11 protein-coding genes are annotated in these 14,224 nt (G+C 65.4%); 7 read left to right on the top strand and 4 right to left on the bottom strand.

Annotated elements, in window-relative coordinates:
- Positions 1-108: 108 nt before the first annotated feature.
- The 3 genes from ACKN61_RS15815 to ACKN61_RS15805 all read right to left on the bottom strand — a co-directional run bounded on the left by ACKN61_RS15815 (position 109) and on the right by ACKN61_RS15805 (position 3,223).
- Positions 109-435 (bottom strand): antibiotic biosynthesis monooxygenase, encoded by a 327-nt coding sequence (locus ACKN61_RS15815; protein ID WP_051885243.1) that lies wholly within the window; start codon positions 433-435, stop codon positions 109-111.
- A gap of 49 nt (positions 436-484) precedes the next feature.
- The gene (locus tag ACKN61_RS15810; RefSeq protein ID WP_408950339.1) at positions 485-991 is read right to left on the bottom strand and encodes a hypothetical protein; all 507 of its coding nucleotides are present in this window, start codon (positions 989-991) and stop codon (positions 485-487) included.
- Positions 992-2,197: 1,206 nt separating this feature from the next.
- Positions 2,198-3,223 (bottom strand): methyltransferase, encoded by a 1,026-nt coding sequence (locus ACKN61_RS15805; protein ID WP_408950338.1) that lies wholly within the window; start codon positions 3,221-3,223, stop codon positions 2,198-2,200.
- 627 nt (positions 3,224-3,850) lie between these two features.
- On the opposite strand from ACKN61_RS15805, the gene ACKN61_RS15800 reads away from it, so the two are divergent.
- The 7 genes from ACKN61_RS15800 to ACKN61_RS15770 all read left to right on the top strand — a co-directional run bounded on the left by ACKN61_RS15800 (position 3,851) and on the right by ACKN61_RS15770 (position 10,679).
- Entirely contained in the window at positions 3,851-5,269 is a 1,419-nt protein-coding gene (locus tag ACKN61_RS15800) for a class II 3-deoxy-7-phosphoheptulonate synthase (RefSeq protein WP_408950337.1), read from the top strand.
- A 218-nt stretch (positions 5,270-5,487) separates the two neighbouring features.
- Positions 5,488-6,114, top strand: a complete 627-nt coding sequence (locus ACKN61_RS15795) for an isochorismatase family protein (RefSeq protein ID WP_408950336.1) — start codon at positions 5,488-5,490, stop codon at positions 6,112-6,114.
- Complete coding sequence (locus ACKN61_RS15790) at positions 6,111-7,982, top strand: anthranilate synthase family protein (protein WP_031370581.1); 1,872 nt, start codon at positions 6,111-6,113, stop codon at positions 7,980-7,982. Before ACKN61_RS15795 ends, ACKN61_RS15790 begins: the two co-directional genes overlap by 4 nt.
- Positions 7,979-8,317: a hypothetical protein gene (locus ACKN61_RS15785; RefSeq protein ID WP_036147925.1), complete on the top strand. Its 339-nt coding sequence runs from the start codon at positions 7,979-7,981 to the stop codon at positions 8,315-8,317. Before ACKN61_RS15790 ends, ACKN61_RS15785 begins: the two co-directional genes overlap by 4 nt.
- 303 nt (positions 8,318-8,620) lie before the next feature.
- Positions 8,621-9,250: a pyridoxal 5'-phosphate synthase gene (locus ACKN61_RS15780; RefSeq protein ID WP_408950335.1), complete on the top strand. Its 630-nt coding sequence runs from the start codon at positions 8,621-8,623 to the stop codon at positions 9,248-9,250.
- A gap of 13 nt (positions 9,251-9,263) precedes the next feature.
- A complete protein-coding gene (locus ACKN61_RS15775) occupies positions 9,264-10,118 on the top strand; it encodes a PhzF family phenazine biosynthesis protein (RefSeq protein ID WP_031370578.1) in 855 nt (284 codons plus the stop codon).
- Positions 10,119-10,187: 69 nt separating this feature from the next.
- Positions 10,188-10,679: a PhzA/PhzB family protein gene (locus ACKN61_RS15770; protein WP_031370577.1), complete on the top strand. Its 492-nt coding sequence runs from the start codon at positions 10,188-10,190 to the stop codon at positions 10,677-10,679.
- Between the two features lie 410 nt (positions 10,680-11,089).
- Here ACKN61_RS15770 and ACKN61_RS15765 read toward each other — a convergent pair whose 3' ends face one another.
- Positions 11,090-14,029, bottom strand: a complete 2,940-nt coding sequence (locus tag ACKN61_RS15765; RefSeq protein WP_408950334.1) for a winged helix-turn-helix domain-containing protein — start codon at positions 14,027-14,029, stop codon at positions 11,090-11,092.
- Positions 14,030-14,224 lie beyond the last annotated feature (195 nt).

The raw sequence follows: 14,224 nt of genomic DNA, 5'->3' as shown, positions 1-14,224 counted from the left end.
CGAGCCGCCCGCGAGAGCGTCCCGACCCCTCATCACCTTCAACCCGTCGGCGGCGCCGGGCTCACGACAGCGGGTCGTGCGCCTGACCGTCGCGACGGGCGGCGTATATCAACGATGGACCGAAGCCACCGAGTAGACGTGCGGGGTAGCGCGCGCGAGTTCGGCGCTGCGCTTGCCGTAGTCCTGCGCGGCGGGGTCTTCGCGGGTGGCCTTGATGTCTTCGGCGCTGCGCCACTGGGCGTAGTTGACGACGCGGCTGCCGTCCTTGCTGGCGAGGATGCTCACCGAGATGAAGCCGGGGCGATGGCGGATCACCTTGTCGGCGCCTTCGTTGAGAAGGTTCACCAGCTCCTGCTGCTTGGAGGGCTCGACGTCGAAAACGTTGATGAAGGTCACCGTGTCGTCGGCGCGGATTACCTGTTCGTTCTTGGCCATGATGTGATTCTCGTCTTTAATCTGGCGTGGACTACGCCAGTCGGTGGGGTCACGGCAAACTCGCCAGGGAGCCTTGCCGTGCATCTCGAAGACCCTGTGTCCGCTTGCCGCGAGTGAAACTCGCGGTCGGGCTTCGATCGATAAAGTAATGAGAGCCCCCCATCGGCACATCTGTATTTTCTACGGATAAAGAATGGCGATGTGGAGATTTTGGCGTTCGGGCGAAGATGACATTCGCTGCGAAATGCGACATCGGGGTGAATGTGCCGAATCTGAGGGGTTCGCCTATTGCCGGAAAATCACTTGAAAACAGCGGTATTTGGTAGGCATGTGGATGCGCGTAAATTGTGCGGTAATCGATGCAAGTGTTATCTGTCATATAAACAATCAGTATGTCGTCATGATCTGCGGCGTCGCAGAAATCAACGCCAAAACGAGTCGCTGCAAGCCGCTGAATAAGAAGTGAGGCGACGATGACGCATCGATGACGATCGCAGTTCGAGGCGGTGATCGGCCGTTGGAAGGAGCGGTGTCCGACTGGATTTCCTTCGGTCACAAGCTGCGGCCGTGTTGCCTAACATTCGCGTCACGATGCCCTGTAGCCAAGGGTAGGAGCGACGCAAGTCGCGCCGCTCCGCGTCGACTTCGCGGCGTTACGCGCCGCGGCCTCCTGTAGGAGCGGCGTCCCACTGGATTTCCTCCGGTCATAAGCCGCGACCACGCAACTGGCGGTTGTTGCGTTTCTTACTGCAGAGCGGTAAAGCAACATCTAAAGCTTCCGTCCGCTGACGCGGCCGGGTTACTTTCTTTTGCTGGCCCAAAAGAAAGCTAACCAAAGAAAAGGGCTTTCCTTGCAAGGGCACAGGCCACGAGTGCGATGCTGTCGCCGGGATTTTCCGATAGGACATCCTTGTCCTATCGGAAAACGCCGCACGTCCTGTGCGGCGCCCTCCGGGTCTCCACTTGACCGGCACAGCGGCACAGCGGCAAAGCAGATCAAAATCTCGGCAACGGCAACGGCAACGGCAACGGCAACGGCAACGGCAACGGCAACGATTGGTGGCTTCCGGTCTGCTCTTGGGTAGGAGCGGCGCAAGCCGCGACCACGCAGCTTCGACCACCCGCGCCGGCAACCGCAGATTCGCGGTCGCGGCTTGTGACCGAAGGAAATCCAGGAGGACGCCGCTCCTACCCGGCGACATAGGCATTTCTGCCTCAGCGCGTCTCATGGTCGCGGCTCACGCCGCTCCTACAGGGGATGGCCTCACCGCACCCATGCCCTTTTCTATGGCTCTGGCTCTGGCTTGGCGTCGCCGAGCGCTCGCGAAGGCAGTAGAAGACCCGGAGGGTGGCCCGCAGGGATGCGGGCCGTTTTTCATCGGGACAGGGATGTCCCGTATGTAGATCCCCGCGTATGCATCGAACGCGCGGGCCTGTGATTCAATGAAAAGCAACTTCTTTGGTTACCTTTGACCGAAGGGAATCCAGACGGACTTTTGTTGCCTATGACAAAAGAAAGTAACCCGCCGCTTTAGTGGCGGAAGCTCTTGGCGTTTGATCTGGATCTGGATCTTGCTTGAACGAAACCTCGCAAGCCCGTCGCAGCGCGATCGCTATGCAGACAGGGCGTTGCGCACGACGGTCCAAACACGCGGCACTAAGTCGTCAAGATGCGATTAGGTAGCAACTGTAACGACATGCAGCCGGCCGCATCGGCGGCCGGCTGCATGCGAGTAATCCGGCGCATGGCCGGACGATGCGATCAGATCGGACGCGCTTCGACGATGCTCAGGCCGGATGCGGTCGGCAGGACGCGCTCCAGGGCGAAGCCCGACGCGGCGAACAGCGTCTTGAACTCGTCGGCGGTGCGTTCCTGGGCGCCGAGCAGGACCAGCATGTGCAGGTCGAGCCACTTGCCGAAGAAAGGTTCCTCGCCTTCGGGCAGCACCAGCTCGACGATCAGCAGCTTGCCGTGCGCCGGCATTGCGCGCCGGCAATTGCGCAGGATCTCGATGCTGCGCTGGTCGTCCCAATCGTGCAGCAGCAGCGACAGGATGTAGACGTCGCCGTCCGCGGGCACTTCGACGAAGAAGTCGCCGCCGACCGTGCCGCAGCGATCGCCGACGCCGGCTTCGGCCAGGCGCTTGCCGGCGGCTTCGGCCACGTGCGGTTGATCGAACAGGATGCCGCGGGCCTCGGGCTGGCTGCGCAGGATCGCCGACAGCAGCGGGCCGTAACCGGCGCCGATGTCGATGACGGTCTTGAACGGCGAGAAGTCGTAAGCATCGACGACGGCATGGGCAACTTGCTTGGTGTAGCCGGCCTGGGCTTCATTGAAGACGCGGTCGGCCTCCGGATGCTTGGCCAGATAGCCGAAGTAGCTGGTGCCGAACTCCTTCTCGAACGCGGTCTCGCCGGTCTGCACGTTATGCAGCACGTCGGCCCAGGCGCGGTACTGTTCTTCGCCGTGCATGATCGCCTGCGGACGCATCGAGTCCGGAGTGCCGCTGCGCAACAACGCGGCCAGCGGAGTGATGCCGAAGATGCCCGGCTGGGTTTCGGTGAACACGCCGATGCTGGCGATGGTGCGCAGGACGCGCTTGAGCAGCGGCGCCTTGGCGCCGGTTTTCGCCGCCAGCTCTTCGATGGTCTTCGGCGCATCGGCGACCAGGTCGGCGATGCCGAGCTTGGCGGCGACGTAGAGCGATTGAGTCACCCAATAGCCGGTAATCATCTGCAGCAGAATCGACGACAAGGGTACGGCGCCGGCACGGTTATTCTCAGTCATATGCACTCCTGGAGTGGTTATGCGCAAACAAGCGCGGATGGCACTGGCGAAGGGCGAATCGCCCAACCGGGATGGGATAGTCGATGCGACGGGCGCGGAACCGCTCAGCCGTTGATTGAAACGCCGCAACAAGTCCGATGTATGACCGCCCCCTTGCGAACATCGGATTCGTTTTCGAGACTTTGCGGACGCTATCAAGGCGCGGTCCGGACAACGTCGGTGCGCTGATCAAAATAAAAAACCGATAACGCTCACACTAAATCGGAAACTGCGATGAAGTGCCGTACGTACCGCGCGATGAGTCTGCTCGGCGGCTGCAAATCTACATCGATCGCATCGGCGTCGGTTACGTACTTTCTACGGTTAAACCCTCATTTTTCATCTGATAATTTGCTTTCACTGCTGGAAGTCGCGAGCTGTATTCGAGCGAGGAAAGACGCGGTTCGAGCAGCGGGGTTTGCGGCATTCCCATCGACACGGATGGGGCGACGGATTCGGCACGCACTCGATATACGGCGCGTCGCAATCGGCGCCATGGCGTGCAGCGCCAGATGCAGAAGCTCGCATGCAGGGATCGACGCGAACTGATCGCGTGCCGGCACTCAAACCTAGTGGGGAGATGAATCCATGTTTCGACCGTTGAGCGTAGTCAGAAACGAGGACGATTGGTCGCCGCAGACCTGGCAACAGCGTCCGGCGCAGCAGCAACCCCAGTACGCGGCGGATGGGGAACTGGCCAAGGCGACCGACCGGCTGGCGCGACTGCCGCCGCTGGTGACCTCGCTGGAGGTGCTTAAACTGAAGAGGGCGCTGGCCGAAGCGCAGGAGGGGCGCCGCTTCCTGCTGCACGGGGGCGATTGCGCCGAGAGCTTCGTCGACTGCACCAGCGAGATCATCGCCAACCGCCTCAAGGTGCTGTTGCAGATGAGCATCGTCCTGGCGCACGGACTGAAGCAGCCGGTGATCCGGGTCGGCCGTTTCGCCGGCCAGTACGCCAAGCCGCGATCCAGCGACGAGGAAACGCGCGACGGCGTGTCGCTGCCGAGCTTCCGCGGCGACATCGTCAACGGCGCCGATTTCGACGAAGCCTCTCGCCGCCCCGACCCGAACCGCATGTTCGAGGCCTACGCCCACTCGGCGCTGACCTTGAATTTCACCCGCGCCATGGTCGATGGCGGCTTCGGCGACATCCATCATCCGGAGTACTGGAAACTCGATTGGGTCGAGCACTCGCCGCGCGCCATCGAATACAAGCGCGTGGTCGAGGAAATCGCCGACTCGCTGCGTTTCATGAAGACCGTCGGCGGGCAGTTCGTCGACAGCCGCATGCATACCGGCTTCTACACTTCGCACGAAGCCCTGCTGCTGCCCTACGAGGCCGCCTTGACCCGGCGGGTGCCGCAACGCGGCGGTTGGTTCAATCTGTCGACGCATTTGCCCTGGATCGGCATGCGCACCGCAGCGCTGGATGGCGCCCACGTCGAGCTGTTCCGCGGTATCGGCAATCCGATCGCGGTGAAAGTCGGCCCGACCACCAAGCCCGACGAGTTGCTGCGCCTGATCGACGTGCTCAATCCCTACGAAGAGCCGGGTCGTTTGACCCTGATCACGCGCATGGGCAAGAGCCGCATCGCCGATGCCTTGCCGGGCCTGCTCAAGGCGGTGCGGCAGGCCGGTCGCCGGGTGCTGTGGGTCGCCGATCCGATGCACGGCAACACCGAGAGTGTGGGCAACGGCTACAAGACCCGCCGCTTCGACAATATCCGCGGCGAGCTGGACTTGGCCTTCGACATCCACGCCGCCGAAGGCACACGCCTGGGCGGTGTGCATCTGGAACTGACCGGCGAGGACGTGACCGAATGCCTGGGCGGCGCACGCGACCTGGCCGAGGCCGACCTCAGCCGCGCCTACAAGACCGCGGTCGATCCACGCCTGAACTACGAACAGTCCCTGGAGCTGTCGATGCTGATCGTCTCCGCCAGCCGCGCCACGCCGTCGGCGCGTCCGATCGCGCCGCGCTTGCAGGCGATGGGCGGTTCGCTGTGAGCGCGATGGGCGGTCGCGTCCGCGCGACCGCCCATCGCAGCAGCTAGCACGCGCTGCCCAACCCGAACGCCGCGAACGACCGCCGTGTCCTCGCGTATCGCGCCCGCGCGCCGTCGGCGGCGGCTGCGCGCGGGCTACGAATCCCAAGCTGCGGCAGCGCTCGCTCCGCCGCGGCAACCGCCACGAAGGGCGTTACGCCCGAGACGATGGAAGCAACCATGACCGGTATTCCCAAGATCCAGCCTTATGCGATGCCGACCTCCGCCCAGCTTCCCGCCAACATCGCGAGCTGGAAGATCGATCCCGATCGCGCGGTGCTGCTGGTGCACGACATGCAACGTTATTTCCTGCGTCCGATCCCGTCCGAAGGGCTGGGCTCGGTGTTGGTCAAGAATGCCGCTTCGATCCGCAGGCGCTGCCAGGCGCTCGGCATTCCGGTGGCCTATACCGCGCAGCCGGGCGGCATGACCGCCGAAGAGCGCGGACTGCTCAAGGACTTCTGGGGCAGCGGCATGCAGGTCGATCCGGTCGACCGCAACGTCGTCGACGAGCTCAGCCCGATCGAGGGCGACTGGTCGCTGACCAAGTGGCGCTACAGCGCGTTCTGGAAGTCGGACCTGCTCCAGCGCATGCGCGAGGCCGGCCGCGACCAGCTGATCATCTGCGGCGTCTACGCCCACATCGGCGTGCTGATGACCGCGGTCGAAGCTTTTTCCAACGATATCGAAACCTTCGTGGTCGGCGACGCCGTCGCCGATTTCTCCCTGGAACGTCACCTGATGGCGCTCGAGTACGCCGCGCGCTGCTGCGCCGTCGTGGTGACCTCGGAACAGGTGGCCGCATGACTACTCCATTGCTGCGCGACATCGTCGCGGGTAATACCGGCAAAGCCGCGTTCGCGCTGCTGTTCCGTCCGCAGTCGGACGTCCAGGACATGCTGGACGTGTTCGCCGGCGAGATGGGCCAGTTCGATACGCTCGAATCGATTCCGCTGGCCGACGCGGGAACCGTCGGCGAGGAAGTGTTGGTGCTGATTCCCTACGGACAATTGCGCGAGCGCGGTTTCGCGTCCGTCGACGATGGCCAGCGTCTGCAAGTCATGACGATCCATCAGCGTGAGCGCGTTTCCGTCGAAGAAGCCCTGAAGACGATCGCCGCAGCGCCGATCGAGCTGGCCGGCGGCGAGTTCGACATCGACGACGAGGCCTACGCCGACAAGGTGCGGCGGATCGTCGCCGACGAGATCGGCCGCGGCGAGGGCTCCAACTTCGTGCTCAAGCGGACTTTCATCGCCGACATCAGCGGCTATTCGCTGCGGGTCGCGCTGGCTGCGTTCCGCCGCCTGGTGCAGGAGGAAGTCGGCGCCTACTGGACTTTCATCGTCCACACCGGCGAGCGCACCTTCATCGGCGCCAGCCCGGAGCGCCAGGTCAGCCTGCGCGACGGCGTGGCGACGATGAACCCGATCAGCGGCACCTACCGCTATCCGCCATCGGGGCCGTCGTTGTCGGGGGTGATGGGTTTCCTCGCCGATGCCAAGGAGAAAGACGAGCTGTACATGGTGGTCGACGAGGAGCTGAAGATGATGGCCCACTTCTGCCCGCAAGGCGGCAAGGTGGTCGGGCCTTATCTGAAGGAAATGTCGCGGCTCGCCCACACCGAGTATTTCATCGAAGGGCGTACGACCAGCGACCCGCGCACCATCCTGCGCCACACCTTGCTCGCGCCCACCGTCACCGGCAGCCCGATCGAGAACGCCTGCCGGATCATCGCCCGCCACGAGCCGGAAGGCCGCGGTTACTACGGCGGCGTGGCTGCGTTGATCGGCCGCGATGCGAACGGCCAGGCGATGATGGACTCGGCGATCCTGATCCGCACCGCCGACATCGATGCCGGCGGGCGCATGCGCATCGGCGTCGGCGCGACCATCGTGCGCCATTCCGACCCGGCCTCGGAAGCCGCGGAAACCCGCGCCAAGGCCAAGGCCTTGCTGGCCGCGCTCGGTCACGGCCGCAAGTCCAGCTTCGGGCTCGACCCGGACGTGCAGGCGGCGCTGAAGCAACGCAACGGCGGCATCGCCGACTTCTGGTTGTCCGATGCCGACGACCGCATCCGCATCGACCCGGCGTTGAGCGGGCGCAAGGTGTTGATGGTGGATGCCGAGGACGCGTTCACCGCGATGCTGGCGCAACAGCTCAAATCGATCGGCCTGGACGTCACCATGTGCCGCTTCGACGAACCGGCGCTGTTCAAGGGCGATTGGGACCTGGCGGTGATGGGCCCCGGCCCGGGCGACCCGCGCAATATGGACGACCCGCGCATCGCCAGCATCCGCCGCGCGATGAGCCACCTGCTCGCCGAGAAGAAATCCTTCCTGGCGGTGTGCCTGAGCCACCAGATCCTGTGCCTGGAGCTGGGCCTGGAGCTGATCCAGCGCGCTTCGCCGAACCAGGGCGTGCAGCGCGAGATCGATTTCTTCGGCAGCCCCGAGCTGGTCGGTTTCTACAACACCTATGTCGCCAAGTGCGACAGCAGCCAGTTCGCCCGCGGCGACCACAGCCTGATCGAGGTCAGCCGCGATGCCGAGTCGAACGAAGTGCACGCGCTGCGCGGCGCCAGCTTCGCCTCGATCCAGTTCCATGCCGAGTCGCTGCTGACCCACCGCGGCGTGGACATCATCGCTTCGAGCGTAAAGAGAGTGTTGACCACATGAAAACGACGATCAGTTGGTGGAACCTGGACAAATCGAGCCAGACCATAGAGTCGATGCGCGACTACCTGAGGGAGGAGGGCGTTGCGCCCTGGGAAGACGTGCGCGGCATGCATTCCAAGTTCTGGATTTCCGACCCGGCCAACAACCTGTGGGGCGCGGTGGTGGTGTGGGAGTCGAGCGACGCGATGAGCCAGCCGCTGCCGCCGAACCGCGCGACCGAGTTGATCGGTTATCCGCCGAGCATGCGCACGACCTTCGACATGGAGGTATTGATCGAGAACGGCCGCGCCGGCCCGTGGCTGGTCGGCGACGCGCTGGAGGAAGAGCACGCCTGAAGCATCGCTTCAAAGCGCATGGCCGAGCGTTCGGCCACCGGCGCAGCCGGGCGGCGCGCAGGGTTCGTCGGTGCAGGCGACGGACCGGTACGCGTGCCCGGCTGCGCCGGAACCGGCGCCGGGCGTATCGGAGCCGGCGCCGGCGTATCGGAGCCGGCTCCAAGCGCACCGGCCGCGCCGGCAATAAAACGAGCAATCGCCGCGCCTGGCGTTCGGCGCGGGCATCGACGGCCATCGGCAGACCGATCAGCGATGCGAGCGTCGATGCGAACACGCAAGCCCCCATTCAACGGACGAACCGACATGAGTCAACTCAACCACACGCAAGCCGAGGCGATGGAGATTTCCATCTTCGATGTTCCACCCGAGCTACCGATCCCGCTGCTGCGCGAATGGTTCAACCAGGCCATCGACAATCGTGTGCGCGATCCCGGCACCTTGGCCCTGGCGACCACCGGCATCGACGGCCGCGCCTCCAACCGCATGGTCCATCTGCTCGAGATCACCGGCGATTCGCTGGTGTTCACCACCCATGCGAAAAGCCAGAAAGGCCGCGAAATCGCCTTCAACGGCTGGGCCTCGGGCGTGTTGTATTGGCGCGAGACCAAGCAGCAGATCGTGTTGTCCGGCCCGATCGGGCCGCTGTCGGGCGCCGAGTCGGACTTGCTGTGGAGCAAGCGGCCGCCCGAGGCCAATTCCATGTCGACCGTGTCGCGCCAGAGCGCCTTGCTGGAAGACGAGAAGGCGCTGCGTCTGCAGGCCCAGCGCCTGACCCGCTCGGCGATTCCGCTGGTGCGGCCGGAGGGCTGGCACGGCTACGCCCTGCGTCCGACCATCGTCGAGTTCTGGCAGGCCTCCGACGACCGGCTGCACAGCCGTTTGCGCTACGACGCCGCGCCGTCGGGCTGGACCCATCGCAGGCTTCAACCATAAGGATGTGCTGATCATGACGGCAGGCAAGTATGTAGTGGCCGATGTATTCACCGACCGGCCGCTGGAAGGCAACCCGGTCGCGGTGTTCACCAACGCGTTCGGCCTGGAAGCGGCGGACATGCAACGCATCGCGCGGGAGATGAATCTCTCCGAGACCACGTTCGTGTTCCCGCCCGGCGCCGACGGCGATTTCCACGTGCGCATCTTCACCCCGGTCAACGAACTTCCGTTCGCCGGTCACCCGACGCTCGGTACCGCCATCGTGCTCGGCGAGCAGTGCGATGCGGCCGGGTTCGGCCTGGAAACCGCGATGGGCACGGTGCCTTTCACCTTCCAGCGCAGCGACGACGGCAGCATCCTCACTGCGAGCATGCAGCAGCCGATTCCGGCCTGGGAACCGTACGAACTCGCCGATGTATTGCTCGAAGGCCTCGGCCTGGCGTCGTCGACCTTGCCGGTGGAGATCTACCGCAACGGGCCGCGCCATGTCTTCGTCGGTTTGCCGAGCATCCCGGCGCTGTCGGCGGTGAAACCCGACTTGCGCATCCTGGCGACCCTGCCGGACATGGCCGCGAACTGCTTCGCCGGCTCGGGCTCGCAATGGCGCATGCGCATGTTCTCGCCGGCTTACGGCGTAGCCGAGGACGCCGCGACCGGTTCGGCAGCGGGGCCGCTGGCCTTGCATCTGATCCGTCACGGCCAACTCGGTTTCGGCCAGCCGATCGAGATTTGCCAGGGCGTCGAGATGGGCCGCCGCTCGGTCATGCACGCGGTGGTCGAAGGCTCGCTGGCGCAGATCGGGCCGATCCGCGTCTCCGGCAGCGCGACGGTCGTCGCGCGCGGCGAACTTACGCGCTGGAAAGTCTGAGGCCGGGCGGCATCCGGCCGGCAAGCAGTTTGTACCGATCGACTCATGCCATACACAGAGGACGGCATCATGATTGAACATGCATTCAAGACTTCCGAGGCCAGCAGCGACGACGATCTGCGTCGCAGGCATCGGGCGGTGGTCGAGGACTATATGAGCCGCAAGGGCGAGACGCGGCTGACCCGCTATCTGTTGTTCACGCCCGACGGTAGCGGCGGCCTGTGGACCAACGACACCGGCGAGCCCATCGTTTCGCGCGGCCACGAAGGCCTGAAGGCGCACGGCGCCTGGTCGCTGAAGTGCTTCCCGGATTGGGAATGGAAGAACGTGCAGATCTTCGAGACCCAGGACCCGAACCGCTTCTGGGTCGAGTGCGACGGCGAAGGGCAGATCCTGTTCCCCGGTTATCCGCCGGGTTATTACAGCAACCACTTCATCCATTCCTTCCTGCTGGAGAACGGAAAGATCAAGCAGAACCGCGAGTTCATGAACCCCTACCAGCAGATGCGCGCGCTCGGCATTCCGATTCCGGCAATCAAGCGCGAAGGCATTCCGGCTTGAGGCTGTTCGTTCCAGGGCGCCGTACGACATAGCAGCACCTAGCAGCACGCAAGATCGCGGTCGCCGTGACCGGGTTGAAGAAGTGGGCAGACGCTCGCGTGAACGGCGGCTGGGGGAGAGCGGTTACACCGGGGGATTGCTTCGGCCGTTGCTGCGAGGAGCCATCCTCCCATCCCCCCATTTTCCAAATGGGGGCGACGGCAGCATCGTGGCCTCCAGCGAACCGGCTCGCCCCTCTCCAACGGCAGGGGCGGCCCCGGCGTCGTTGCACTGTGCGAACCAAATTTTGGAGGCGTACGCTTTTTCGCCCCCTTTGGCAAAGGGGGCAGGCGCCCACGTATGGGGAAGCCGGGATAGAGCAGCTGCGCCGGGGGATTTGCTTTGGCCGTTGTCGGCGAAGGCTTTGAAGGTCAAGGCGACAGCGTTTCCAGCGCCGGTTCCGCCGCCAGCACTTGCGATTTCGGCTTCAGCCACAGCAGACCCGCACCGCGCATGCCGGTGCTGGCGGTCATGCTGTCGCGATGGTTGCGGCTGCAGTCGGCGGCCACCACGCCGTGCGGCATCAGGCTGTGCAATTCCATCTGGGTCACGCGGTCGCCGCTGCGTTGCGCTTTCGCGTGCAGCGCCGAGGCCAAGGCCGTCGCGCGTTGCTTATCGTCGCCGGCCAAGGCGGCGACGATGTCGAGCAAGTCCAGGCGGCTGGTCAAGGGCCAGGCATCGGCGGGTATCTTGCTGCGCGCATCGGCGACCAAGCGGCGGCTGGCGGCCCAATCGCCGCGTGCGGCGGCGTTCTCGGCCAGACCGGTCTCGGCGCTGGCGACCAACCACTGGTATTGCGCCGTGCGCATCAAGGGCAGGGCGCGTTGGTAGAGACGATCGGATTCGGCGAGGGCGCCGGTACGCGCCAACAGCGTGGCGATCTCGATCGCCGCTTCCGAGCCTTCGGGCGAATCGCCCAGCTTCGCCAGCTCGGTTTGCGCATGTCGCAGCAGTTCTGTTGCGGCTTGCTCGTCTCCACCGAGCCATTCGGTGCGGGCACGGCCGACCAGGGGCGAGACCTGGTTGGATTGCTGCTCGGAGGCGCCGCAACGCAACCAGTCGCTGCGCGCCGCCTGCAGATCGCCCAGCGGCAGGCGGGCCTCGGCGCGCAGGCAAGCGATGCGGGCGCGCAATTCGCCGGCGCCGCCGTCCGGCAGTTTGGCCAACTCGCGCTCGGCGCCGTCCAGCACCGCGACGGCATAGGCGTAGCGGCCGTGGATCGAGCTCAGCGCCGCTTCGAAATGCGCCAGATCGACCACCCAGCGGCCCTGCAGGCCGGCCTTGCGCAACTGGCGCAAGCGCTCGGCGGCGCTGTCGAAGCGGGCGCCGACGATGTCCTCGACGAGCAGGGCCATCGCGAGCCGGTTGCCGATCAGCACGTCGCCGGAATCGTGGGTGACCATCAAGGCTTCTTCGAGCAGCTTGCGATAACCGGGCCAGTCGCCCGCCTTGTAGTGCTGGCCGGCGGCGCGCGCGAGGATGTCGATCTCGAGACGGCGGTAGCCGCCTGCGCGGGCCTGTGCCAACAAGGTCTGCATGCGCGCGGCGGAGGCCGCGTCCGGCGCGGCGGTGGCTTCGGCGAGGAAGCGCGCGAACAGCGCCCGGGTGCGGTTGCCGGCCGCTTCCAATCGCTGGGCCGCCTGCTCGTACTGGCCGACGTCGGCGCGCTCCTTGTATTGCATGGTGTCGGCCACCGCCATCATCAGCAGGGCGTTGCCGTGTTCCAGTTCCCAACCGGCGCCGGCCTCGCGGGTGATGCGTTCGGCGCTGCGCGCGTATTCGCGCATGCGCTCGGGGTCGCCCATCAGCTGGTGGATTTCGCTGATCTGCAGCAGGCGGGCGATGCGCGTACCCATCGGCTTGCGTTCCCATTCGGGCGCCGACAGCATCTTCAAGGCCTGCTGCAGCTCGCCGGTCTGCGACAGCAAATGGGCGTATTGAAGGGCGTAGTTCGATTGCGCGGGATAACGCGCGACCAGTTTCGCGAACGCCTCGCGCGCCTGCTGATGGCGCCGCGGGTCCATCGCCAGGGCTTCGGCGCGCATCGATTCCTCGACTTCGGCCGGCACCGGCTTGGTCGATTCGATGGTGATCTGCATCTGCTCGATAGCGGCGGTGGCCTGGGCCAGGCGCGATTGCGCGCGCGCCAGCTGCATTCGCGCCAGACCGAAGCGGGGGGCCTGGCGGACGACTTCGTTGGAGATCGCCGCCGCGGCGATCCAGTCGCGCCGATCGATGGCTTCGACCGCATCGGCGTAGCGGCGCGCGGCCGGCGCGGCCAGGTTCAGTGCCGGCCAGTGATCGGTGCGGTCCGGGACGAGCTTGGCCATCACCTGCTGCGATAGCGTGTCGACCATCGCCGGCACCTGCGAGATCGGTCCGGTGACCTCAAGGCGCTGTTCCCGGCCCTGGTCGTGGAAGCGGGCCCTGATGAGTATTTGCGAGGCATCGCCGCTGGCGGCGCCGGACGACAGAAAGACCACCTTCGGCGAGCTCGTCTCGCCATCGGCGGCGAGGTCGGCCTCGGTCAGCAGCGTCACTTCCGGCAGGCTGCCCAGTTTCCAGCGTAACCATTCGCGCAACAGCTTCACCGGCCAGCGCGCGGCATTGGCGCGGTCTTCCACTTCGATCAGGGCCACGGTCAAGGGGCGCGTGGCAGCGGGTGTGGCGGCGGACTTGGGATCGCGCAACCACAGCAGCGAGCCGGCGATGGCGACGATGGCCAGTACCGCGGCGGCCCAGGCGAGCGGACGCGCCCAGCGCTTCCAGCGTGGCGCCGCCGACGTACTTCGGCGTACTGCGGGTTCCGGCGTGGGTTCTGGTTCGATCGCGGCGGTGGTCGCCGGTGCGCTCGCTTCCTCGGCCAGTCTTGCCTCGAGGGCGCCGGCCAGTTGGTCGATGGCGCCGGTATCGGCCGACGCTGCGACAGCCGCTGCAGGTTCGGCCGGCGCCGGCAGTTCGGCGAACCATTCGACCGGCTCGGGAGGTTCGAATACGTAACCGCCCTTGGCGACCGTGCGGATCCAGGCCTTGCGCGGCTCGCCGAGCGCCTTGCGCAGCAGCCACATGTTCTGGGAGAGGTTGGCGTCTTCGACCACCAGGCCCGGCCACAGGCGAGCGAACAGCTCGGCGCGGCCGTGCAGGGTGTGCGGCTCGGCCATCAGCAGCACCAGCAAGTCGAACAGACGCTGCGGCAGCTCGACCTCGACCCTGTCGCAACAGACCCGGCGGTAGCGCAGGTCGATCACGAGGTCGCCGGTTCGCAGGTAGCGCGAATCGGGGGGCCAGGGCGGCGTGCGCGTGTCTGTCATCGGTAGCCTCAGCCGCTTTACGAAGTCGATGCTGGCGGTCGATCGCCAGGCCGCAACATCCTGCCGCATGCCTATCGCTGGGGGCAGGCGTCTCCGCGAGGGAGCGCTACCCTATTAATGTGACAGTACTACCGTTTCAGAGCACAAATGAGAAAAAAGTGATCTCTCGTCAGAGGTCAAAGGGCATCTGAGCGC

Source organism: Lysobacter sp. Hz25 (assembly GCF_046097045.1).
Classification (GTDB): Bacteria; Pseudomonadota; Gammaproteobacteria; order Xanthomonadales; family Xanthomonadaceae; genus Lysobacter; species Lysobacter antibioticus_B.
Note: the sequence above shows the minus strand (reverse complement) of the source record. Positions and strands in the feature narration are given on the sequence as shown.